This window comes from Streptococcus mitis (assembly GCF_002096755.1).
In the GTDB taxonomy this organism is placed as follows: Bacteria; Bacillota; Bacilli; order Lactobacillales; family Streptococcaceae; genus Streptococcus; species Streptococcus mitis_AC.
Genome location: NZ_NCVF01000015.1, coordinates 21,538 through 46,254 on the forward strand (window position 1 = coordinate 21,538; position 24,717 = coordinate 46,254).

The window sequence follows — 24,717 nt, forward strand, 5'->3', positions numbered from 1 at the left end:
CCTAATCAAATAATTGAGACAAGTCTAAGCCTCCAAAAGGATTGTTCGATAGGCTACTTTCTGTCTCTAACAATTCTCTAGCTTGATCTGACTCTAGGAAGGACTCGTAAACACGCGCCGTCATCCGAGCATCCTCTAAGCTATTATGAGACTGACCTTGAAATCCAAGAAATGAGGCAACAGTTTGCAATTTGAGATTGGCAATACCATGTAAATCCGAACTGCGACGTTCAAAAGCTTCATCATACAGATCCACCTTGTACTGTTGGCTGTAATCTAAACCATGCTCCACTAAAATAGGCAAATCACTTTTAGCAGCATTGTAGCCTATCATCGGCAAAGAACCCACAAACTCTTGGAATTCTTTTATAACTTCCTCCACTGGGGGAGCATCTTTTAAGGTCTCAGCTGTAATCCCCGTCAATCCATTGATAAAACTCTTTAGAGGCACACTAGTATGGACATAGGAATCATAGGCGTCGATTTCCTGACCATCTCTAAAACGCACTGCCGATACTTGAATCAAGTGTGTTTGCCCTTCATGCTGATTAAATTCTAAATCGAAAGCAATGTAATCTTCTAATCGTTCCATTCTATACTTCTCCCATACGTTTATTTTACTTGAGCAACTATACTATTTAGAAACAAAAGAAGCCATCAGGTTAGCATTTAACCTAAACAGCTCCTTGATTATCCTCCAAATAAACGAGCAAAAAAGCCTTTCTTAGTGGATTGGACTTCTTCTTTTGCTTGGTCCAGCTCTAGCTTAAGATTTTCTTGATCCTTCATGGCTTGAAGGGTCAATTGTTGCTGCTGATCGAGTTGTTTGTCTTTCTCAGCAATCTGACGGTCCTTGATACGCATCTGCTCGTCTTTTTCTGATAACTGACGATCCTTGGCTTTTAATTGTTCATAAAGACGAAGAATTTCTGCATTCTTCTCATCAACCAGAATCTCCATCAGTTCACGTTGCTTGACATCTTCACTGACAGGCTCATCTTCAAAAATCGTTTTTTTATAGATTTCTTCTAGCTTAATCAAGCCACTTCTGGTAACGACTGTTACCCCTTTATCATTTTTATCTGTGTCTTCTTCTGGTAATTCTTTGACACGGTTATTGATTGCTTGGCGAGATAATCCTAAGACCTCTGCAATCTCACTGACGGTCATTTCAATACTCATAATATCCTCTGAAACGTTTTCTAGCTTTTCTTTACTTAAATCTTATCATAAGCTAGAAAAACTGTCAAATTTCCGCTTAATCTAAAGCCTTCAAAAAGGCTAACAAGACTTGGGCAGAGCGACGTCCAGCTTCGATAATAAACTCATCAAAAGAGATGTTTGCTTCATGGTTGGCATTATCACTCATAGCTCGGATGACTAAAACTGGAAGATTAAGGGCATGCGCTGCTTGAGCAATAGCTGCCCCCTCCATCTCCACGGCTAAAACATCTGGGAAATGGGACTTAATCGCTTCTATCTTGTCATTTCCTGCAACAAAACTATCTCCTGTAGCAATCAAACCAAGATGCCATTTTTGGTCCAATTGAGATAAACTCTCTTGGATTTTGGCAACAAAGTTTTTATCTGATTTGAAATAAAGCGGTTGTTGCGCCATTTGTCCATAAGCATAGCCAAAAGCTGTGACATCCACGTCATGATAGGCTAATTTGTCTGCAATCACAACATCCCCAACAGCAATACCTTCTGCTACTGCCCCAGCTGATCCCGTGTTAATTAGAGCATCCACTTGGAAATGATCAGCCAAAATCGCCACACTCATAGCAGACATGACCTTACCAATTCCACTTTCTACAAGAACGACTTCATGAGAGGCAATGGTTCCTGTATGATAGGTATTGCCTAAAACAACTTGCTCCTGGGCATTGTCTAAATGCTGGACCAGATAAGCCAGTTCTTCTGGCATAGCCGCAATAATTCCTATTTTCATTTCAATTCCTTTTCTATTACAAAAGTTTCATTGCTAAGACAAGCAAAATTAAGAGAAAGATGACTGCAAATAAGATTTTATTCAGTTTAGAATTGAAGACATTTCTCTTGGTATTTTCAATGCGACGGCTTTTATGAATAGACGGTTCGACCTGAATCTTCAAGGTTTCCTGGCTAAAACCATGATCCTTAGGATTGGCATAACCAAAACGGGAAGAAGAGGTTGGTAAAATTTTTGTCTCCTCATCATCTAGCAAAGGGGGACCTGAAATCTTTTCGCCTCTATTAGCCCTTTCAATCATTTCATCCGTTAATAAAGGTTTACCCATACTGACCTCCTCTATCTTTTCTGCAATTCCCAGTATTGAACAGCCATAATTGTCTTGGCATCACATATATGACCTGCTTGGATTAATTTCTTGGCTTCTTCTAAGCTCACTTCAAGGACTTCCAAGGTCTCATCTTCATCCTGCGGACGCGGGTTTTCCACTTTCGTCAAATCACTTGCTAGGTATAATTTTAACTTTTCATTACAAAAGCCAATGGCTGAGTAAAAATCGTACAAGAGTTCTAATTTCCCTGTATAGGCTGTTTCTTCCTCTAATTCACGAAGGGCTGCTGCGACAGGGTCTGTGTTTTCTCCTACTTCCAACTTTCCGGCTGGAATTTCGTAAGAGACAGCCTCAATGGCTTTGCGGTACTGCTTGACCAAGATGAGTTTTTGTTCATCCGTTACTGCTAAAACACAGACAGCCCCATTGTGGAAAATCAAATCCCGTTGGGCAACTCCTTTGCCTTCTGGTAAATCAACCTGATCTTGAACCAGTTTAAAAATTGGCCCTTGATAGATTTCTTTTCGGCTAAGCGTTTTTTCTTCAAATTCCATGCTAGGCTCCTACTGATTCTTAGGATGGTGAGGAAGACGTGTTGCATATTCATCTTTATTGACCTGACGTCCGCGACCAATAGCAATAGCATCCGATGGCACGTCTTTGGTAATAGTTGAACCAGCACCAACGAGGGAATTGTCACCTAACTCAACTGGGGCAATAATGGTTGAATTTGAACCAACAAAGACATTGTTTCCAATGACTGTCTTGTATTTGTTTTTGCCGTCATAATTGACTGTAATGGTTCCTGCACCAAAATTAACCTTGCTACCCACTTCACAGTTTCCGATATAAGTCAAATGACCAACCTTAGTATTCTCGCCGATAGAAGAACCTTTCACCTCAACAAAGTTACCAATATGAACTTGGGCACCCAGACTTGAACCTGGACGAATGTGGGCATAAGGTCCGACAGTTACGCCGTCTGCAACACTGCTTTCCTCAATCATAGAATTGGTAATGACAGCTCTTGCTCCGATAGTGCTATCCACCACATAAGTTCCATTTGTCAAAACAGTCTCAGCACCAATTTTCGTTTGCCCCTTCAAGGTAACGTTGGCTTCGATTTGAACTTCAGGCGCAATCTCAACATCAATATCGATATAAGTTGCTTCTGGATTGACAAAGCTAACCCCATTGACCATGTGTTGGTGATTGATGCGACGACGCATAACCCACTCAGCAGTCGCAAGAGCCACACGGTCGTTTACTCCAAGACTCTCATCAAAATCTTTCAAAGTATAAGCACCAACTTTTTCACCAGATTCACGGAAAATACCAATGACGTCTGTAATATAGTATTCTCCTTGAGCGTTGTTGGTATTGATATTTTTCAAAGCCTCAAACAAACGCTCGTTGTCAAAAACATATGTTCCAGTGTTGATTTCCTTGATTTGTTTTTCAAAATCTGTAGCATCCTTTTGCTCAACAATGCGAATAACCTCAGCATTGTCATTACGAACAATTCGTCCATAGCCAAAAGGATTATCCGTTTCAGCAGTCAAGATAGTGGCCACATTTTTATGATTGATATGGAAATCAATCAAGTTTTTCAAGCTTTCACCTGTGATTAAAGGAGTATCTCCTGCAATGACTAAGGTGTGACCTGACAAACCTTCTAAAATTGGCTCTGTCATCATAACTGCATGGCCAGTCCCCAACTGTTCAGATTGAGTCACAAATTCTGTCTGTCCAGCCAAGACCTGCTCAACCAATTCTGCCTTGTGTCCCACAACTGTTACTGTCTTTTCAGGTTGGATAGCTCCCACACTACGGAAAACGTGTTCCAACATTGAAATACCCGCAACCTTGTGCAACACTTTTGGCAAATCAGATTTCATGCGAGTCCCTTTACCCGCTGCTAAAATAATGGCATAATTTGACATAATCTTCTCTTTTCTCTAGAAATTCCCTTTTATTATACCATATTTCAAATCATTCCGCGCCCTTGAATGAAAAAATGCTCTAAAGTCCTTTCTTAACCCATTTTTTGAGTATTTTTTTTGATTTTTTTTCATTTTTAGGGTAAAATTATGAGATATGAGAAAGAAAATTAATCCGCTTATTTTATTTGGTTTTTTTGGGATTATGATTTTCATTTTAATCCTGAATCGCCCTCGTTTTGAGGACCATCCTGTAAAAACAAAGTCAAATATCGCGCAAGTAGAGACACAAGCGCTACATAATATAGATAAACCGGTAATTGATGTTTCTGGTTGGCAACGTCCTGAGGAAATTAATTACGATACTCTCTCCCAAAACATTTCTGGAGCTATTGTTCGCGTCCATAGTGGTGCTCAAACGTCCAAAGAGAACGATGCTTCCTATGTTAATGGTGTTGATAAGGCCTTTAAAACCCATATCACTGAGTTCCAAAAACGAAATGTCCCAGTTGGTGTCTATGCCTATGTAGCTGGAAAAAATGTCCAGGAAATGGAAAAGGCTGCTGAGGTATTCTATAACGCCTCTTCGCCATACAGTCCTAGCTACTATTGGCTAGATGTGGAAGATAAAACCATGTCCAATATGAACGAAGGTGTTGAAGCCTTTCGTGCAAAACTAGAATCACTAGGTGCTAAAAACATAGGTATCTACGTTGGGGTCTACTTCATGGAAGAACACAGTATTGATACAGACAAGTTTACGTCTGTTTGGATTCCTTCCTATGGCTCTGACTCAGGATTTTACGAGGCAACTCCAAAAACTGATTTAGATTACGACATCCACCAGTACACTTCTAAAGGAAAAATTGCTGGTTTTGACCACGATTTAGATATCAACGTTATCTCTTCCTTAAAAAACAAAGAAGAAACCTTTAGAAAACTCTTTTTAAAACCTTAAAAGCATTTGTTTATCATTTGCTTTTTATTTTTGTGTTTGATTGTGATACAATATAGTAAGGATTTTTTGAAATAGAAATAGTTGGAGGAAAAATATGCTCTCATGGTTAGCACGTGTTATTAAAGGGATTGTCATTGCTCTTGGATTTATTCTACCGGGAATTTCCGGAGGGGTTCTAGCAGCAATCTTAGGAATTTATGAACGAATGATTGGCTTTCTGGCCCATCCCTTTAAAGACTTTAAAGAAAATGTTTTGTACTTTATTCCAGTTGCCATCGGTATGCTTCTGGGAATCGGCTTATTTTCCTACCCGATTGAATACCTGCTTGAAAATTATCAGGTCTTTGTCTTATGGAGCTTTGCAGGTGCCATCATTGGTACAGTTCCTAGCCTTCTCAAAGAATCAACTCGAGAATCTGACCGAGACAAGATTGATTTAGCTTGGTTCTGGGCAACCTTTATCATTTCTGGACTAGGTCTCTATGCCTTAAATTTTGTTGTTGGAACCTTAAGTGCCAGCTTTCTTAATTTCGTCCTAGCTGGTGCACTGCTGGCTCTTGGCGTATTAGTTCCTGGCCTCAGTCCATCAAATCTCCTTTTGATTTTGGGTCTCTATGCTCCTATGTTGACTGGTTTTAAAACCTTTGACCTCTTGGGAACCTTCTTCCCGATTGGAATCGGGGCAGGTGCAACTCTCATCATTTTTTCAAAATTGATGGATTATGCCTTAAACAACTATCACTCACGCGTCTATCATTTCATCATCGGTATCGTCCTATCAAGTACTCTTTTGATCTTGATTCCGAATGCAGGAAACGCTGAAAGTATCCAATACACTGGTATTTCTCTTGTTGGGTATGTCATCATCGCCTTCTTCTTTGCTCTGGGAATCTGGCTTGGTATTTGGATGAGTCAATTGGAGGATAAATATAAATAATGGCAAAAAAAGTAAAAATCAAAAAAACATTGGTGGAACAAATCCTGTCTAAAGCAGGTATCCCACATCAAGGGATTCAAATCAATGCCCTTGAAGGAGAACTTCCTCAAGATTATGAACGAGATCAGATTTTCAAAACCTTGGCTCTTTTGGGAGATAAAACAGGACCGATTATCGGAATTGTCCCTATCACTCAACACTTGTCTGAAAAGAAACTAGCTAAAATTTCTGGCAATAAAAAAGTGAGCATGATTCCCCAAAAGGATTTGGAAAAAACAACTGGTTACATTCATGGAGCCAATAATCCTGTCGGAATTCGTCAGAAACACAATTACCCCATTTTTATCGATAAGATCGCTCTAGACTTGGATCAAATGATTGTCTCTGCTGGAGAAGTTGGTCACAGCATTATCGTCGCACCACAAGACTTGGCTAGCTTTGTAAAAGCTGACTTTGCAGATATCTTGGAGGACAGTAAGTAATGAAACTCTACTTTGTCCGCCACGGTCGTACAGTCTGGAACCAAGAAGGACGCTTTCAAGGTGCTAGCGGAGATTCTCCCCTTCTTCCTGAATCTATTGACACCCTAAAACAACTAGGGCAGTATCTCAAGGATGTTCCTTTCGATCAGATTTATTCAAGTGATTTACCTCGAGCGGTCAAATCTGCTGAGATTATCCAAAGTCAACTCAAGACACCCTGTCCTTTAGAAAGTGTTTCTAATCTCCGTGAATGGCAGCTGGGGAAGTTAGAAGGTTTGAAAATCGCAACCTTGGAAGCTATTTACCCGCAACAAATCAAAGCTTTTCGATCTAATCTTGCTCAATTTGACACTCAAATGTTTGGAGCCGAATCCCTCTATAGCACCACGCAACGGACCATCCAATTTATCAAATCATTAAAAGATAGTCCAGCTGAGCGTATTCTAATTGTCGGTCACGGCGCTAATCTTACTGCTAGTCTTCGTACTCTCCTAGGTTATAAAGAACCTCTTCTTCGTAAAGATGGCGGTCTAGCAAATGCCAGCCTGACCATTCTAGAAACCCATGATTTTGAAACATTTACTCTCGATACTTGGAATGATACTTCCTATCAATAACAGAACTTGATTTTAGCGTCAAGTTCTTTTTAGTTTTGAAAGATTATCCGTGAATTTCTTGGCTATTTATGATAAAATGGGAGTATCGCAAAAAATGACTCATCGTATTCAATTTTGAGTAAAACTAGGAGGATCCCATGTCAACAGAACATATGGAAGAACTAAATGACCAGCAGATCGTTCGCCGTGAAAAAATGGCTGCGCTTCGTGAACAAGGAATCGATCCTTTCGGAAAACGCTTTGAACGCACTGCAAATTCACAAGAATTAAAAGATAAATATGCCGACCTCGATAAAGAACAATTACATGATAAAAACGAAACAGCTACTATCGCAGGACGCTTGGTAACCAAACGTGGTAAAGGTAAAGTAGGTTTTGCCCACCTTCAAGACCGCGAAGGTCAAATCCAGATTTACGTTCGTAAGGATGCTGTCGGTGAAGAAAACTATGAAATCTTCAAAAAAGCAGACCTTGGTGACTTCCTTGGTGTCGAAGGTGAAGTGATGCGTACAGATATGGGAGAACTCTCTATCAAAGCTACTCACATCACTCACTTGTCTAAAGCACTTCGCCCACTCCCTGAGAAATTCCACGGTTTGACAGACGTTGAAACAATTTACCGTAAACGTTACCTTGACTTGATTTCTAACCGTGAAAGCTTTGAGCGCTTTGTCACTCGTTCAAAAATCATTTCTGAAATCCGTCGTTACCTTGATCAAAAAGGTTTCCTTGAAGTGGAAACACCTGTTCTTCACAACGAAGCTGGTGGTGCGGCAGCCCGTCCATTTATCACCCACCACAATGCCCAAAACATTGATATGGTGCTTCGTATCGCAACTGAGCTTCACTTGAAACGCCTTATCGTCGGTGGTATGGAACGCGTCTACGAAATTGGCCGTATCTTCCGTAACGAAGGAATGGACGCTACTCATAACCCTGAGTTCACTTCTATCGAAGTTTACCAAGCTTATGCAGACTTCCAAGATATCATGGACTTGACGGAAGGCATTATCCAACACGCTGCTAAATCAGTCAAAGGCGATGGTCCAGTCAACTATCAAGGTACTGAAATCAAGATTAACGAGCCATTTAAACGTGTTCATATGGTGGATGCTATCAAAGAAATTACTGGTGTCGATTTCTGGCAAGACATGACTTTCGAGGAAGCCAAAGCTATCGCTGCTGAGAAGAAAGTTCCAGTTGAAAAACACTATACTGAAGTTGGTCACATTATCAATGCCTTCTTTGAAGAGTTTGTTGAAGAAACTTTGATCCAACCAACCTTTGTCTATGGACATCCAGTAGCTGTATCTCCGCTCGCTAAGAAAAATCCTGAAGACGAACGCTTTACTGACCGTTTCGAGCTCTTCATCATGACTAAGGAGTACGGTAATGCCTTTACTGAGTTGAACGACCCAATCGACCAACTTAGCCGTTTTGAAGCCCAAGCTAAAGCTAAAGAACTTGGTGACGATGAAGCAACCGGCATCGACTATGACTACATCGAAGCTCTTGAATACGGTATGCCACCAACAGGTGGTTTGGGAATCGGTATCGACCGTCTCTGCATGCTCCTTACTGATACAACAACTATCCGTGACGTATTGCTCTTCCCAACAATGAAATAATCACTTATCCTCTGGCTCTTGTCAGGGGATTTTTCGATGCAAAAAGAGATTGAGGAAAACTCAATCTCTACTTTTCACTTCTTTGGTTGCTACATCTTCTCCAAACCATTTTTGGCTAATTTCTTGGAACTTCCCTTCTTTGTACAGTTGAACAAAGGCTTGGTTTAAAGCTTGTAGTAATCTCTTGTCTGCTGGTCTAACTCCGACTGCAAAGGATTCACTTTCAAATCCTGCTGAAAAGACATTGTAGTCACTTAATATACCTTCAGACTGGAGATAGTAATTAGCATACACTCGGTCAATCAACAAAGCATCAATCCGGTCATTTTTCAAATCAATCAAGGCCTCATTGAAACTCTGGTACTGATTAGCCTTCTGGTCTTTTACACGATTTTTCAGTAAATCTGGCTGGGCTGCAAAATCCAAATAACCAGAGGAACCGGCTTGGGCTCCCAAGGTCTTATCCTTCATATCCTCTACCGAATGAATCTGCTGGCCTTTCTTCGCAACCAGAACTTGCTGATTTTCCATATATGGAATGCTAAAGGCAACCTTTTCTCGGCGTTCATCAGTGGCAGAATAGCCATTCCAGATGGCATCAATGGTTCCATTTTGCAGTTCTGTCTCCTTCATATCCCAGTCGATTGGTTGAAATTGAACCTTAAAACCTAATTTTTCAGAGACAGCTTGTGCTAAGTCAATATCAAAGCCTGTATATTGGCCATTCTTTTCTTCAAAACCCATGGGTACAAAGGTATTGTCAAAACCAATAGTAATGGTCCCCTGCTCTTGATATTTATTCCAGTTATCCTGCTTTGGATCACTAGCCTTCTGAGTACAAGCCGTTAAAAAGAGAGTCAGGAGCGAAACCAATACTAAAGCAATTTTCTTATTAGTCATTGGCACCTCCTACTTGGGTTCAACCTTGAGAATCTGATCTGCGATATTTTCAGCGAATTGTAAATCGTGGGTAACCACAATCTGCGTCATGCCAAGTTCCCTATTTTGCAAGATCAGTTTTTCCACTTCCAAGCGCAATTCTGGATCAAGTGCAGAAGTTGGTTCATCGTAGCCAATAATTTCTGGGTCAATCATCATAGCACGCGCAAAGGCCACCCGCTGCTTTTGACCACCAGATAGTGAGAAGGGATAGGCTTCTGCATGGCTAGCCAGTCCTAACTGTTCCAAAAGCCCTCGCGCCTTCTGCTCAGCCTCATCCTGCTTCATTCCCATGGTTTTTACAGGAGATAAGGTCAAATTATCTAGAACTGATAAATGAGGGAACAGTTGAAAATCTTGGAAGACAAATCCCAGTAGATTCCGCTTCTCCAGTTCATCCAGTTCTAAAGGTTCTCCATTATAAAAGATTTGCCCTGAATCAATGGTTTCAAGACCTGCAAGCATACGTAAGAGGGTTGTCTTACCTCCACCAGAAGGCCCAACGATGGCTAGGATTTGCTTTTCAGGAATTTTTAGACTGAAATTAGATAAAATTTGCTTTTCACCAAAGCCTTTATTAATATTTCGTAATTCTAACATGGCAGCCTCCTATCTATAGTAACTGTACTTCTTCTCAACTTTTTTGGCAAGAATGGTCACAATACCAATCAAAATCAAGTAAATGGCTCCTGCCAAGAACATTGGGACCAGACTAGCATCACGGTTGGCAGCTGTTCGACTCGCCAAGATAAGGTCTGAAATACCTAGAGCATAAACCAGAGAGGTATCCTTGACCAAACTCATGACTTCGTTAAATACACTAGGAAGAACAATCTTGGTCACCTGTGGTAAGATAATATAGCGCACTATGGCAAAAGGGCTAAACTTCAAGACCTTAGCAGCCTCATATTGCCCCTTAGGAATGGTATCAATCCCCCCACGAAAGATTTCAGCAAAGTAAGCCGCATAATTCAACACAAAGGCAATGATAGCCGCAGGAAGACGGTCCAAACGAATCCCAATACTTGGCAGCACATAATAGATAAAGATTAATTGCAAGAGCAAGGGTGTACCCCGCATAATCCAGATATAAATGTTAATCAGATGATGGAGGGGCTTCCAATGGACTTGCAAGGCAAAGGCAATCAAAACGCCCAAGGGAATAGAAAAAATCAAGACCAGTGCAAAAACCTGCAAAGTCATACTTGCACCGCTCAATAAACTTGGTAATATCTCAAACAAATAAGACATACTGCACCTCCTAAAAATAATTGTTCCTATTATAGCATAAATAAACAAAATAACCAAGAATTTTTGTAAAAAAATTCTCTTTGAAAAAGAAAAACTATATCTATCAAAAATGATTAGATACAGTTTTTAAAAATATATTCTTACAATCTCTCAAATAGTTCTTGCATTTGCACATCATCTGGAACCAGTTTTAAGTAAGCTTGCGCATTGACTTTTGCTTCCTCAAAGTAGCCCAGTTCACGTAAGAGATAGATATAGTGTTCTAGAAATTCTGGATTGTCTTTCAAATCTCCTGCCAACTCTTGGTAATGCTCATAGGCAGTATCCAAATCGTCCATCTCTTGATAAGAACGAGCAATCATCCACTTGGTCAAAAGATTCTCTGGCTCATTACTTTGTAAGGCTAGAATATCTTCATAACGCTCCTGCTCTAGATAAATAGTAGCTAGACGGAGTAAGATTTCTTCTGTATCCTCAGCGTCTGCTTTAGCAGTAAGGAGGTAGTTTTCTGCACTACTGGCATCATGCAATTCATAAGAGAATTGTGAAGCAGCTAGCAAGAGGCGAGTTTCAAAGGGATTTTTCTCTAAGCCTTGCTTAGCGATACGTAGGGCTTCTTGAACTTGATGTTCCTTATGTAAGGCCTGACTATAACCATATTCATAGCCTTCAAAGTCAGGAGAAATGGTATCAAGCTGCTTAAAATAGAGGACAGCTTTTTGGTATTCTTCTTGATCAAAGTAAAGACTGGCCAACTCAAAAGCTGTTAGGTCATCGTATTCTAACTCCAGGGCTTTTTCTAAAAACTCTGTAGCCGTTTCAAATTTCCCCAACTGTGCATAGGCAAAGCCAATTCGTTGATAGGTAGAAATGCCTGTTTGCTCATAAATAGTACGATTATCTAACTGGGCATAGCCTTGAATAGCTTCTTGGTAATTTTCCAACTCACTATCCAACTCTGCCAAGCCCAATATCAAGAGAGGATCTTCTGAGTAAGTCAAGGCCTCCAATAATTTCTCACGCGCCACATCTGTCAAACCTTCCATCTGGTAAAGGTCTGCTTTAAGAGCCAAAGCCGACACATACCAGTCACTGTCAGATTTGATTTCCTCAAGATAGGCAAAGGCTTCTTCAATTTGACCATCCTCGCTAGCAATAGCTGCTAGATTAAGATTAACCTCTGGAAAATCTTCTACAATTTTCAAGTAAATTTCCTTGGCCTGAGGATAAAAACCAATCCCTTCTAAATAAGTGGCTAACTCATACAGAAGGTCACTTGGATCATTTTCTAAAGCTTTGACGAAATAGTGCTCAGCCTTGGTTAAATCTTGCTCCTCCAAAGCCTGTAACATCTGTTGACTATTGTTCACTCTTAGCTTCCTCTCCTTCTAGTTCATATAGGCCACTGACTACCTTATACCATTCAAAAATCGCTGAAATGACAACCTTAGCAGAGGCATAAACTGGAATACCGAGCAAGACTCCCCAGATACCAAACATGGATCCTGAAGTTAACAAAACAAAGAGAACATTAATGGGATGGATGTTTAATTGACTTCCCAAAATCAATGGAGAGACAAAACGGCCTTCAATAGTTTGTTCTACGATAAAGACAATCACTACTTTCAAAAGCATGACTGGCCCAGCAATCAAGCCCAATACTAGGGCAGGAAGCATGGCTAAGAAGCTACCCAAATAAGGAACCAGATTTAAGATACCAGCAGTAACACCCAGCGTAACCGCATAGCGTAGACCAATGATTTTAAAGAAAATCATAAACATTACCGCAACAATAATAGCCACTGTTACTTGTCCTCTAACATAATTAGACAACTGCTGATTCACATCTGATAAAACTTGTCCAACAGGTTCTTTCAATTTCGTTGGCATGAATTGGGTCAAATAGTTACGCAATCCTTTCCCATCACGCAAGAGATAAAAGAGCATGAAAGGAACGATAATCAAGGCAACAATCACTTGAGAAGCCCCGCTAATAAATGCACTCACCCAGTTGACTGCCTGAGATGAAACCTTACTTGCCCAAACTGTAGCCTGACTTGAGAAGTTTGCCAAAACTTGTTCTAACTGAGGTCTGAAATCATCTGGTAAACGCTTGGTGACCAGATCATCAATAACCCTGTCAGCATCTTCTAGGTAGACTGGAACATTCCTTGCAAAACTTAAAATCTGACGTTGCAAATTTGGAATAGCTACTGCCAATCCCCAAATGATAAAGATGGCGATAATCACAAAGACAATACTGATTGCGATGACACGATTAACATTATGCTTCTCCAACCAATCAACAATAGGATTCAATAAATAGTATAGTAAACCAGATAGAATGACTGGCAACATCACAACTGCCAAGAAATCTAAAACAGGTGAAAATAAGAAACTAATCTTACTTAAAATAAAAAGATTCAGTCCCAATAATAAAGTTACCAAAAATACCGTAATTGCCTTGTTATCCAAAAACCACTTGAAAAACCAAGATAGGCTAAAATGTTTCTCTTTTTGCTCCATAAATACTTCCTTTCTTTTGTTCTCTCATTATACCATTTTTAAGTCAAAATAACTCTTTTTTAAAGTGCTTACATGGAGACAGCGACATAAAAAATCCCCTCAAAAGAGGAGATTCGATTAGTCTTGAATATGACGGTCTAAGTTCTTCTGATAATCAGCATTGGATTTGCCTTTTTCATCAGCAAATTTCTTGCGGAACTCATCCATTTCTTTGGAAGTGACAATCTTATCTTGGAGTTTAAGATATTTATAACTGTTATCTCCTGTTTTATCACCAATCCAACCATCAGCACCACTACCTAGTACTTTCTTCGTTACTAACATTTGGGCACCGTCTGAGTGTACAGGAATAACTAGAGCACTATCTGTTAACCAAGCTTGCGCCTTAGCATATTTAGAATAACGTTTTTGCAGATCTGTTTTTTCACTATTTGCATCATCAATCAATCCTTTGTATTTATCCAATCCAACTGTTTTAATGGCTGGATTGTCTGTTCCTGGTGCTACACCAAGAGAGCCGAGGAGACTTGGACCTGAAGTTGGATCAAATACATCTAGATAAGTTGATGGATCTGCATAATCCGGACTCCAACCACTATTAACATTAATGTCCCAATCAACATTATTATTTGATGTTGCTAGAACAGTCATGTTTCCCAATTCATCATCAGAAACCTGTTGAATGTCAACAACTACATTTTCAGAGCCCAAGGATTCTTCAATGGATTGTTTATAAGACTGAGCTTGATGGATAAAATCTGTCTGAGTCGATGAAACTGGAAGATCTAAATGAATCGGAAACTGTACTCCATCAGCTTGAAGAGTTTTCTTAGCAGATTCAAACTTAGCTTTAGCCTTGTCTACGTTATGAAGTGAATCTTGCGCATCATCAAGACTGACATCTTTCCAGACATTATCCAATTTATCCAATTCTATCTTAGTTACTTGACCAAACGATTGGTCTCCAACTTGTACAAATGTTGGAGGAGTGAAACTTGTACGTAATTTACGAGGCGCCACTTCATCCCCAAACACCTGAGAAACAGCTGCTTTACGATCTGCAGCAAATGCCAAGGCTTGACGGAAATCTTTGTTTAAAAGTGCTTTCTTAGTAGAGGATTTTTCTACATCACTTGTTTTAGCAGTATGATTGTATGACACACGATCAATATTAGTAGACATATAGAATACGCCACCTCTTTGTTGACCATATACAATATTATCCTTGTACTTTTCTTTTAGACGTTCATAGTTGGCAGAGTTTTTAAAGAGTGGAGCAGCTGGATAATGTCCCTCATCAAAACCGCGTCCTAGAGAGTCTGCATCTTGACCATCAAAGAAGGATAACTTGATATCATCAATAAAGACATTCTGCTTATCCCAATAATTTTGGTTTTTGGTCATTTCGATAGAAGATTTCGAAGTAAGCCCCTTAAGAAGATATGCCCCATTGTATAGTATACTCGTTACATCAGTAGCCTTACCAAAATCATCTCCTTTAGATGCCAAAAAATCTCCACTCACGGGAGCAAGAACTCCCATTGTTGTTTTTGAATTCCAGAAAGATTCTGGATGGTTCAAAGTATAAACAACAGTATAATCATCTGTTGCTTTCACGCCTACGGTTGAGAAATCTGTTGTTTTCCCATTTACATAGTCATCCAATCCTTTGATAGAATCCTGTACCAAATAGAGAGCCTGTGATTTCTTATCAGCTGCATGCTTCAGACCAGTTACAAAATCCTGAGCCTTAACTTCAGCATACTCCTCTCCCTCATTGGTATACCACTTGACACCCTGACGGATTTTATAGGTATAGGTCAAACCATCTTTGGAAACAGTCCAATCTTCTGCAACTGATGGGACCAGATTCCCATATTGGTCATTTTCTAGTAATCCATCAATAACATTACCTGTAATCTGTTTAGTGCCGACATTACCAGAAACTGTATAATCCAAAGTAACAGGATCTAATGAGAATACATAGGCATAAGTAACTGGTTTAGTTGCTGGTTTAGTTGCTGGTTTAGTTGCTTCTTTATTACCATTACCAGATGAACACGCTACTAGCACTGCTGCCGAGAGTACAGCAACTCCTGCTGCTAAGAAAACACGTTTTTTCATAAACAAACTCCTTTGCAATTTGTATAAGATTATTATAGCACTTTTATTAAGTAAATCAATGAAAACATTTCTAATATTATCATCAAAAGAATTAGGTAAAGCTCTTGCTAATCTTGATTTCTTCATACTTCCATTTTTGTGATATAATAGTCTTATCTTTATATAGAGGTAAAGTTATGAAAGAAACTGTTTATTTTGGAACTTATACACGTCGGACTTCCCAAGGGATTTACAAAGCAAACTTTGATACAGAAACTGGTCAGCTTTCAAACCTAGAACTTTTTGCTACTGAGCCAAGTCCAACCTACCTTGCCTTTGACCAGCACCAACATTTATACACTGTTGGTAGTCAAGACGATAAGGGTGGAATTGCAGGCTATCAAACTAATGGTACCTTATTAAATCACGTCGTTGAAGAGGGAGCCCCCCACTGTTATGTTGCCGTTGATGAAGAGCGTGATTTGGTTTACGCGGCAAACTACCACAAGGGACAGGTCCTTGTTTATAAACGTCAGGAAGATGGTCGTCTTCTACTTAGTGATGTTGATCAACACAGTGGCCAAGGTCCACATGAAAATCAAGCTTCTCCACATGTTCACTATACAGATTTAACACCTGACCACTATCTAGTGACCTGCGACTTGGGTACTGACCAAGTAATTACTTATGATCTTGATCCAGAAGGAAAATTATCTAAGCTCTATACCTATCATAGCCAGCCAGGAGCAGGCTCACGCCATATTATTTTTCATAACCATTATAAAATCGCTTATCTCATTTGTGAACTCAATAGCACTATCGAGGTTCTAATCTACGATGGTGTTGGTGAATTTGAACGCATGCAAGTCATTTCAACTCTACCAGACGGTTACGAAGGATTTAATGGTACTGCTGCCATTCGTCTCTCTAAAGATGGTAAATACCTCTACGCCTCTAACCGTGGTCATGATTCTATCGTAGTATATACAATCCTTGCGGACGGTAGCTTAGAGTTGTTAGAAATCGTTCCGACACATGGTCAGACTCCACGTGATTTTGATTTGACACCAGACCAAGAATTTGTCATTGCTGTCCATCAAGACTCTGACAATGCAACCGTCTTTAAACGCAATTCTGAAACTGGACGTCTAGCAGAACTTTCTAATGACTTTCATGTCCCAGAAGCAGTCTGCATCAGTTTTGCCCCTTAAGAAAACATAAAAAAACGGGCTCTATAATATTTGTAGTGGGTAAATCCCCTATGGATATTATGGAGCCTATTTTGTTGTAGAAAAGAAGTCCCATATCATCTATAATGAAAAGCGACCAAACTATCATTAGAAAGAATCATATGGAACAATTACATTTTATCACAAAACTGCTAGATATCAAAGACCTCAATATCCAAATTATGAATCAATTTCATCGAAAGTCTCATGAATACAAGGCTATCAAGCGCTACTGGAAACTCATCCAACAAGATAGTCGGAAAATAAGCGATAAACGTTTTTATCATCCTACTTTTCGTATGCACTTGACGAATAAAGAGATTTTAGACAAGCTTTTGGGCTATTCAAAAGACTTGAAACACCACTACCATCTCTATCAACTCTTGCTGTTTCACTTTCAGGACAAGAAGCCTGACAAATTTTTCGGACTCATTGAGGACAATCTGCAGCAGGTTCATCCTCTTTTTCAGACTGTCTTTAAAACCTTCCTCAAAGATAAAGAGAAGATTGTCAATGCCCTTCAACTACCCTATTCAAACGCCAAATTAGAAGCAACGAATAATCTCATTAAACTCATCAAACGCAATGCCTTTGGATTTCGGAACTTTGAAAACTTCAAAAAACGGATTTTTATTGCTCTGAACATCAAAAAAGAAAGGACGAATTTTGTCCTTTCTCGAGCTTAGCTTTTCTTCAACCCACTACAGTTGACAAAGAGCCAAAAAAAGAAGATGACGAATCATCTTCTTAAAAACTATGAGTTTTTAGTCTTCTTTTTTCTTGCGAGAAAGAAGTCCAAATCCACCTAGGGCTCCAAGAAGTCCAAGCGCTGCGAGGCTAGCGTTAGCTTCTGTACCTGTGTTAGGCAATTCTTTAGCCACTGTATTCACGTTAGCTGTTTCTTGGTTAGCGTTTGTGGCTTGAGTAGCTTGGTCATTAGCTAGAATTGCATGATTAGTTGCTGGAGAAACTTTCAACATGAAGTCTTCTATACGTTTAACCATTGCATCCACTTCTGCTTGAGTTGCGTTTGCATTGGCAAATACTTCTTTAGCGGCTGCTAATAATGCGTTCGCTTCTTTCACAGTTTCTGCATCAAGCTTAGCTGATTCTTGGATGATTAGCTTATCCAATTGACGAATAGCACCTTCTAACTTCGATTTATCGACTATCGTTTCAGCGTTATTAATTCTATTATTTCCTCGATTATATGATGGAACATAAGGAATTTCTTTAAAGATATCTTTAGCTAAAACTGTATATGCTTTACCATTATTCAAAATAACCGTTGCATTTCCTTTATCATCGAAGATTACTTCTGCTACATCTGGGTTAGCTGCCATAATTTTGGCTTTAGCTCCCGCTTTATCCGCGTCTGTTAAGTTGTCCAAATCAGCTACAAGTTGTTTTTCAAAATCAAGATTAAGATTTTCACCATTGTTTTTAGTTGCTACATCTGCTTCATCTTTAACTAATTGTTCAGCTGAAATTGTTGCTGTTTTTCCATCTACTGTGGTTACTGTCGCGTTACCCTTTTCATCTACAACAACTGTTGAGCCTGGATTTACAGCTTCCACAGCAACCTTAATCTTAGCAATTTCTTCAGGAGTTAAGTTATTCTTATCTGCTACCAAGGTGCGTGTAGCTGGAATATTCACACCATTTTGCTCAGATAGGTCTGCAAGTTTTTCTGTTGGAATAACTAGTTGAGAAGCAGGAATTACGGCTGTCTTACCATCTTTCGTAGTAACTGTCGCATTTCCTTTGTCATCTACTACTACCTTAGCACCTGGATTAACTGCTTCTACTGCTGTCTTAACTGCTTCTTTTTCTGAATCAGTTAAAGCATCTTTCTTAGCAACTGCTGTTTTAACCGCCGGTGTGTTGATATCATTGCCTGCATTTGGTTTAGACGCTGCTTCTGCTGTCTTCGTCAAATCAGCTGCTGGAATAACCGCTGTCTTACCTGAAGGTGTTGTAACAGTTGCGTTACCTTTGTCATCTACTACCACCGTAGCTCCTGGGTTAACGGCTTTAACCTTATCCTCAATAGCTTTCTTCTCTTCTGGAGTAAGGGCTTCTGGATTGGCTACTACTGTCTTAGACGCTGGCTTAACTACATCGTCGCCTGCATTTGGTTTAGACGCTGCTTCTGCTGTCTTCGTCAAATCAGCTGCTGGAATAACCGCTGTCTTACCTGAAGGTGTTGTAACAGTTGCGTTACCTTTGTCATCTACTACAACCGTAGCTCCTGGGTTAACGGCTTTAACCTTATCCTCAATAGCTTTCTTCTCTTCTGGAGTAAGGGCTTCTGGATTGGCTACTACTGTCTTAGACGCTGGCTTAACTACATCGTCGCCTGCATTTGGTTTAGACGCTGCTTCTGCTGTCTTCGTCAAATCAGCTGCTGGAATAACCGCTGTCTTACCTGAAGGTGTTGTAACAGTTGCGTTACCTTTGTCATCTACTACAACCGTAGCTCCTGGGTTAACGGCTTTAACCTTATCCTCAATAGCTTTCTTCTCTTCTGGAGTAAGGGCTTCTGGATTTGCTACGACTGTTTTATCTGATGGTGTATTGATGTCGTTTCCTGCATTTGGTTTCTTAGTATCTTCAGCAGTACGTACTAATTCATCTACAGGAATCACTTGTGTTTGTCCATCTGGAGTTGATACTTTAGCATTTCCTTTTTCATCTACTGTTACTACAGAATTTGGATTTACTGCTTCTACAGCTGCTTTAATTTTTTCTTTTTCAGCATCTGTTAATTTAGCTGGATCTGCTACAACCACTTTATTCGCTGGTTTAACTACATCATTTCCTGCTTTTGGTTCATTTGCTGTATCAGACGTTTTCACAACTTGTTCAGGAGTGATGGTTTCCTGATGACCATCTGGAGTTGTAACAGTAATATTTCCATCTGCATCTTGAGTAATTTCTTTAGCATCTGGATTTACTTTCTTAACAGCTTCTAAGACCTTAGCTTTTTCATCGTCTGTTAAAGTACTTGGGTCATTTACAAGAACTTTATCAGCCGGAATATTCACTTCACCTACAGCTTTAATAGCCGCTTTATCTGACTCTTCAATTCCATCAACAGCTTCTGCTGTTTTAGCGGCATCTACAGATTTTTTAGCTTGTTCTGCAATCTTATCTACTTGAGCTTTAAGATCTTCTTTTGCTTTAGGAGTTAAATCTGTACGTGAATCAATTGCTGCTTTTTTAGCTGTTGCTTCTTCGTCAATTGCTTTACGAGCATTTGGTTTATCTTCAACTAATGGTAAAGATTTTTCGATTTCAGCTTTTGCTTCGTCTTCTAAAGCTTTAACATCTGCATCTGTTCCTGCTTTGTCGATTTCTGCCTTAGCTTTAGCTGCTAGAGCTTTAGCTGCGTCTGCTGCAACTTTCTTCTCATCATCTGTAGCATCTGGAGTACTTTCGATAGTTTTTAGTTGTTCAGCTAATTTAGCATCAATTGCTTTTTTAGCTTCTGGTTTAGTTACTGCTGTTGGATTTACTGCAGTTACTTCGTCAACACCTGTTTTCTTAGCTGCATCTACTGCTGTTTGCGCTGTTTGTGCAGCTTCTGGTGTATCTGCTACATCTGGTTGTTTAGCGATTTCTGCTAATTGTGCATCAGCTTTATCTTTCGCTTCTTTCTTAGCTGTAGCTTTTTCTTCTTCTGTTAAGTCCGTACGTTTGTCGATTTCGGCATTTTTATCTTCTAATGCTTTCGCGATTGCTTGTTTAGCTGGTTTTTTTGCTACTGGAGTTACATTTGCAACTGCTGTTTCACCATCTGTTTTAGCTTGATCTACATCCGCATCTGTTGTTGCTTTATCAATAGCATCTTTAGCTGCATCTGCTTTTGCTTTCGCTGCTTCTTTTGCTGCTGTTTTTTGCTCAGGTGTTAAATCATCACGAGCGTCAATTGCGTTGTTTTTAGCTGTTAATGCATCTTCAATTGCTTTCTTAGCCACATTTTTCTTAACCGCTTCTGGATTTACTGCTTTAACTTCCGCAACACCCGTAGTTTTAGCTGTGTCTACTGCTTGTTGCGCCGCTGTTGCTTTATCTGAAGTATCTGCAATCGCTGGTTGAGCGTTGATGGCATCTGTAGCCTTTTTAGCTAAGTCTTTCGCTTCTTTCTTAGCTGCTGCTTTTTCTTCTGTTGTTAAATCTTTACGATCATCCAGTTCTTTTTCTTTCTTGGCTAATTCATCTGCTACTGCTTTTTTCGCTTCTTCTTTAGCAATTGGGTATACAGACGTTACATCTGCAACACCTTTATCTTCTGCATCGTTAACAAGTTTTTGTGCCGCTGCTGCTGCTTCAGCCGTTTCTGCATTATCAGGTTGAGCATTAACTTTTGTAAGTTCCGCATCCGCTAATTTCTTAGCTTCAGCCTTAGCCGCATCTTTTTCTGCTTGTGTTAAATCCTTACGATCATCGATTTCCTGATTCTTAGCTGTTAATGCATTCCCAATAGCATCCTTAGCATTTTGTTTTGCTACTGGATTAACCTTCCCAATTTCTGTTACTCCAGTACCTTTTGCTGTATCTACAGCTGCATCTGTCGTTGCTGCATCGATAGCTTTTGTTGCATCTTCAGCTGCTTTATTAACTTTAGCAAGAGCCGCATCTTTTTCTGCTTGTGTTAGATTTTTATCAGCATTAATTGCATCGGCTTTCGCTTGGCGCGCTGCTTCAACATCTGCTTTAGCAGCAGCCTTTTTCGCTACTACTGGATTGTCCCCTGCGATTGCTGTTGTACCTGCTTCTTTCGCTTTATCTAATTCTGCTTTTGTCGTTACATTAGCATCATTAATTGCTGTTAATGCTTTTTCTTTATCAGCATTTACTTTAGCAATTGCCGCTGCTTTTTCTTCATCAGTAGCGTTTGGCGTTGAGTTGATTGCTGCAATTTTCTCAGTTGCTGCGGTGTTTACTGCATCAATTGCTGGCTGTTTGTCTAGTTTTACTACTTCTGTTAGAGTTAACTTATCTGTAGAACCATCTTTATAAGTAACTACAATTTTATCGCCTTCTTTAGTTATAGATTTAATATATTGTGAAGCATTTTCTACTAATGATCCATTTTTATCTTTTAATCTTTCATCATCAGCAGTATTGTATTGAATCTTAATGTTATTTTTAATTTTTTCAAAATCATCATTTGATAAATTGTTAATGTCAGATACTGCTATTTTATTAGCTTCTTCTGTTTGTCCTTGAATATCATATTTCTGAGTTTGTTCACGAACTACTAGTTTGAACCATCCTTCTGGCACTTGGTCTACTGTCTTACCTGAATCACTATTACCATTAGGGTCAGAGAATGTTGCACCTTCTAAATCTTCTGCAACTAAGTATCTTGTCATTAAGTTACCTTTAAAGTTTGGTTGACCTGATACTGACACTGTTCCTGTAATCGTTACTTTTGCTGGATTAGTTTCAGTTGCTTCAATTCCTGTTTCATTTCTTTGGTAACCTGTTGTTAATCCATATTGATCTCTTATTCTACCGCCGGCAGCACCTGGAGCATCATTTCCTCTACCACCTTCAGCAATACGAATATCTTTAATTTTTCCGGAATCATCAGTTGCTGATAATTCTATATTTGTTTCTTCGCCTTTATAAACATAGATTTCTTTTGTAGCTGGATTAGAGAACGGGATAATTCCTTTCGGTCTTACATTTAAAACTTTACTTTTTTCAATTGTATCTACAGAACCATCTTTATATGTTACAACAAGCTTAGAAGGGTCAGTTGTCGATACTGCAACAGTATCAATTAATGAAGTAGGATTAGTAACTGCTGTACCTTTTAGACTTGCAAGTCGTTCGTCATCATTTGTTGAAGAATACTCTAATTTCAATCTTGACTTAATCGTTGCTAAATCTGTTGCTGTAATATTATCAATATCATTAACAGTTATACGTGTAGAATCAGTTAAATCCTTAATATCATACTTAGATGTTTGATCTTTAACGACAAACCGAATATATCCTGGTTTAGATTTTGCATCAGGATCAATATCTAAAGCATTAAAGTTACGATCTGCTGGCATTGAACTAAAGTTATCATTGTCATTAGCAACAACATAACTTGTCCATTGTTTACCCGCATCCAGATTGGTTTCACCTGTCATTGTAATGGTTGCTTCCTGTTTATTATCAGAAATTGTACCCTTACCAGTAACAACACCATTATCAATCTTACCTGTTGTGAATCCAAAAGCTTCAGTATTATTCCAGTTAACATCTCCAGGTCCACGCAAGTACATATCTTTTACAGTAGTATCATCATTCGCTGTGAATGTTAAATCCGTATTTTCACCCTTATAAACATAAACTTGTTTCTCTGCTTGGTTTGAATATGGCACTTTTACTGTAGGTATAGGATTATTGCGTAAAACACTCGTTAAAGCAACAGAATCTCTTGAGCCGTCTTTATAAGTAACAACAATCTGATCTGCTTGTTTCGTTACAGTGTCAATGTAGTTCGAAGCATTTTCTACTAATTTACCGTTTTTATCAAGCAATCTTGCATCGTCTGCTGTATTATAAGTAATTTTTATATTATTTTTAATTTTCTCAAAATCAGCTTGAGAAAGATTGTTTACATCGGCAACAGCAATCTTACCAGCTTCATTTGTTTGTACTTGAATATCATATTTTTGAGTTTGTTCACGAACCCATAACTTAAAGTAGCCTTCTGGTAGTGGATTCGCATTTTCCTGATTTCCACTAGGTTCTGAGAATACTGCCCCATCTAAATCTTCAGCGACTAGATAACGTGTCACTAACTTACCTGTATAAGTTGGTCGATTTGGCACTGATACTGTCCCTGTAATCGTTACCTTAGCAGGATTATCTTGTGTCGCTACAATTCCTTCAGTTTCATTTCTCTGAGATGAGAACGTTAGTCCATACTGATTATTTATTCTACCGCCAGCAGCCCCAGCAGCATCAATTCCTCTTGAACCCTCAGCTATACGAATGTCCTTAAGTTTTCCAGAATCATCTGTTGCTGATAATTCAATGTTTGTTTCTTCACCTTTATAAACATAAATATCTTTTGCAGTCGCATTAGAGAATGGAATATTCCCAACTGGTTTCTTATTCGTAACAGCTTCTGTACGGAAAGCATTATCTCGATCTAACGCTTTTCCATTACGTGAATCATTAGAACCTGTATTTTCAATTGAGTTAGAATCAGATTTTTTCTCTGTATTTTCTGCTTTTTTACCAACAGTTTCTTTACCATTTGTAGTATCTACTACTGGTGTTTCTTTTTTCTCTACAGGTTTATTTTGCAATTTTGAGCTTACTACAGTGACAAATTTGTTATAAGCTGCTTTTAGTTCATCTTGGCTAGTTGCAGAAGCAAGGACAGATTTGGCAGAAGCTAATTCAGAATTTAAAAGAGCGATGCTCTCCTCAGTCTTATTAGCGTATTTACCCGCTGAAATTTTCTCTTCAATTTCAGCGATATAGCTTTTCAATTGAGTCTTATCCAAAACAACTTCTTTAGTTGGAACATCAGCTGTTTTTGGTTCTTGGATTTCATCGGCTTGAACAGACACCGCTCCATTACCCAAAAACATGAAAAGTGCAGCAACTGCTACGCTAGCTGCTCCAAAACTGTATTTACGAATTGAGTAACGCGTGACTTTTTCACGGCGTAAACGTTCAGAACGACTCATAGATGGTTTATTTCCCATTATCTTCTCCTCGAAAATTTATTTAGTTTAGTATCCATACAAAATACTTGCTGTTACTAAGAACAGCATGCAATTCTAATATGATTACTTATACATAC

At 39.2% G+C, this 24,717-nt stretch carries 19 protein-coding genes and 1 pseudogene; 7 read left to right on the forward strand and 13 right to left on the reverse strand.

Features of this window, described 5'->3' with window-relative positions; genetic code table 11:
• Position 1 precedes the first annotated feature (1 nt).
• From B7700_RS00400 to glmU, 6 genes are all read right to left on the reverse strand, one after another.
• Positions 2–592, reverse strand: a complete 591-nt coding sequence (locus B7700_RS00400; RefSeq protein WP_084886390.1) for a 3'-5' exonuclease — start codon at positions 590–592, stop codon at positions 2–4.
• Between the two features lie 98 nt (positions 593–690).
• Positions 691–1,182 carry a chromosome segregation protein RocS gene (rocS, locus tag B7700_RS00405; protein ID WP_000021242.1) on the reverse strand — a complete coding sequence of 164 codons (492 nt, stop codon included), beginning with the start codon at positions 1,180–1,182 and terminating at the stop codon, positions 691–693.
• Between the two features lie 76 nt (positions 1,183–1,258).
• Entirely contained in the window at positions 1,259–1,951 is a 693-nt protein-coding gene (locus B7700_RS00410) for a 5'-methylthioadenosine/adenosylhomocysteine nucleosidase (RefSeq protein ID WP_084886393.1), read from the reverse strand.
• Positions 1,952–1,967: 16 nt separating this feature from the next.
• A complete protein-coding gene (gene macP, locus B7700_RS00415; RefSeq protein ID WP_000517861.1) occupies positions 1,968–2,279 on the reverse strand; it encodes a cell wall synthase accessory phosphoprotein MacP in 312 nt (103 codons plus the stop codon).
• Between the two features lie 11 nt (positions 2,280–2,290).
• Entirely contained in the window at positions 2,291–2,836 is a 546-nt protein-coding gene (locus B7700_RS00420) for an NUDIX hydrolase (RefSeq protein ID WP_084886395.1), read from the reverse strand.
• Positions 2,837–2,845: 9 nt separating this feature from the next.
• Positions 2,846–4,225 (reverse strand): bifunctional UDP-N-acetylglucosamine diphosphorylase/glucosamine-1-phosphate N-acetyltransferase GlmU, encoded by a 1,380-nt coding sequence (gene glmU / locus B7700_RS00425; RefSeq protein ID WP_084886399.1) that lies wholly within the window; start codon positions 4,223–4,225, stop codon positions 2,846–2,848.
• A gap of 154 nt (positions 4,226–4,379) precedes the next feature.
• On the opposite strand from glmU, the gene B7700_RS00430 reads away from it, so the two are divergent.
• The 5 genes from B7700_RS00430 to lysS all read left to right on the forward strand — a co-directional run bounded on the left by B7700_RS00430 (position 4,380) and on the right by lysS (position 8,844).
• Positions 4,380–5,180, forward strand: coding sequence for a GH25 family lysozyme (locus tag B7700_RS00430; RefSeq protein ID WP_045611862.1), 801 nt, complete (start codon positions 4,380–4,382; stop codon positions 5,178–5,180).
• A 94-nt stretch (positions 5,181–5,274) separates the two neighbouring features.
• Positions 5,275–6,117: a DUF368 domain-containing protein gene (locus B7700_RS00435; RefSeq protein WP_004256605.1), complete on the forward strand. Its 843-nt coding sequence runs from the start codon at positions 5,275–5,277 to the stop codon at positions 6,115–6,117.
• On the forward strand, positions 6,117–6,599 hold the full coding sequence (locus B7700_RS00440; RefSeq protein ID WP_049500383.1) for an aminoacyl-tRNA deacylase: 483 nt from the start codon (positions 6,117–6,119) through the stop codon (positions 6,597–6,599). The genes B7700_RS00435 and B7700_RS00440 overlap by 1 nt, the downstream gene beginning before the upstream one ends.
• Positions 6,599–7,216 (forward strand): histidine phosphatase family protein, encoded by a 618-nt coding sequence (locus B7700_RS00445; RefSeq protein ID WP_049547266.1) that lies wholly within the window; start codon positions 6,599–6,601, stop codon positions 7,214–7,216. Before B7700_RS00440 ends, B7700_RS00445 begins: the two co-directional genes overlap by 1 nt.
• A gap of 137 nt (positions 7,217–7,353) precedes the next feature.
• On the forward strand, positions 7,354–8,844 hold the full coding sequence (lysS, locus tag B7700_RS00450) for a lysine--tRNA ligase (RefSeq protein WP_020902752.1): 1,491 nt from the start codon (positions 7,354–7,356) through the stop codon (positions 8,842–8,844).
• Positions 8,845–8,904: 60 nt separating this feature from the next.
• On the opposite strand, the gene B7700_RS00455 is transcribed toward lysS, so the two are convergent.
• The 6 genes from B7700_RS00455 to B7700_RS00480 form a co-directional block, all read right to left on the reverse strand.
• Positions 8,905–9,744, reverse strand: coding sequence for an amino acid ABC transporter substrate-binding protein (locus tag B7700_RS00455; protein ID WP_084886401.1), 840 nt, complete (start codon positions 9,742–9,744; stop codon positions 8,905–8,907).
• A 9-nt stretch (positions 9,745–9,753) separates the two neighbouring features.
• Entirely contained in the window at positions 9,754–10,383 is a 630-nt protein-coding gene (locus tag B7700_RS00460; protein ID WP_084886404.1) for an amino acid ABC transporter ATP-binding protein, read from the reverse strand.
• Between the two features lie 9 nt (positions 10,384–10,392).
• On the reverse strand, positions 10,393–11,034 hold the full coding sequence (locus B7700_RS00465; RefSeq protein WP_084886407.1) for an amino acid ABC transporter permease: 642 nt from the start codon (positions 11,032–11,034) through the stop codon (positions 10,393–10,395).
• A 140-nt stretch (positions 11,035–11,174) separates the two neighbouring features.
• Entirely contained in the window at positions 11,175–12,404 is a 1,230-nt protein-coding gene (locus tag B7700_RS00470; protein ID WP_192855637.1) for a tetratricopeptide repeat protein, read from the reverse strand.
• Positions 12,394–13,560, reverse strand: coding sequence for an AI-2E family transporter (locus B7700_RS00475; RefSeq protein ID WP_084886411.1), 1,167 nt, complete (start codon positions 13,558–13,560; stop codon positions 12,394–12,396). The genes B7700_RS00470 and B7700_RS00475 overlap by 11 nt, the downstream gene beginning before the upstream one ends.
• A gap of 117 nt (positions 13,561–13,677) precedes the next feature.
• A complete protein-coding gene (locus tag B7700_RS00480; RefSeq protein WP_084886414.1) occupies positions 13,678–15,684 on the reverse strand; it encodes a peptide ABC transporter substrate-binding protein in 2,007 nt (668 codons plus the stop codon).
• A gap of 176 nt (positions 15,685–15,860) precedes the next feature.
• Between B7700_RS00480 and B7700_RS00485 the strand changes: the two genes are divergently transcribed.
• On the forward strand, positions 15,861–16,874 hold the full coding sequence (locus tag B7700_RS00485; RefSeq protein ID WP_084886417.1) for a lactonase family protein: 1,014 nt from the start codon (positions 15,861–15,863) through the stop codon (positions 16,872–16,874).
• A 191-nt stretch (positions 16,875–17,065) separates the two neighbouring features.
• Positions 17,066–17,578: pseudogene (locus B7700_RS00490) on the forward strand (transposase); the annotation flags it as partial.
• Between the two features lie 78 nt (positions 17,579–17,656).
• Here B7700_RS00490 and B7700_RS00495 read toward each other — a convergent pair.
• Positions 17,657–24,619 (reverse strand): DUF1542 domain-containing protein, encoded by a 6,963-nt coding sequence (locus tag B7700_RS00495; protein WP_084886419.1) that lies wholly within the window; start codon positions 24,617–24,619, stop codon positions 17,657–17,659.
• Positions 24,620–24,717 lie beyond the last annotated feature (98 nt).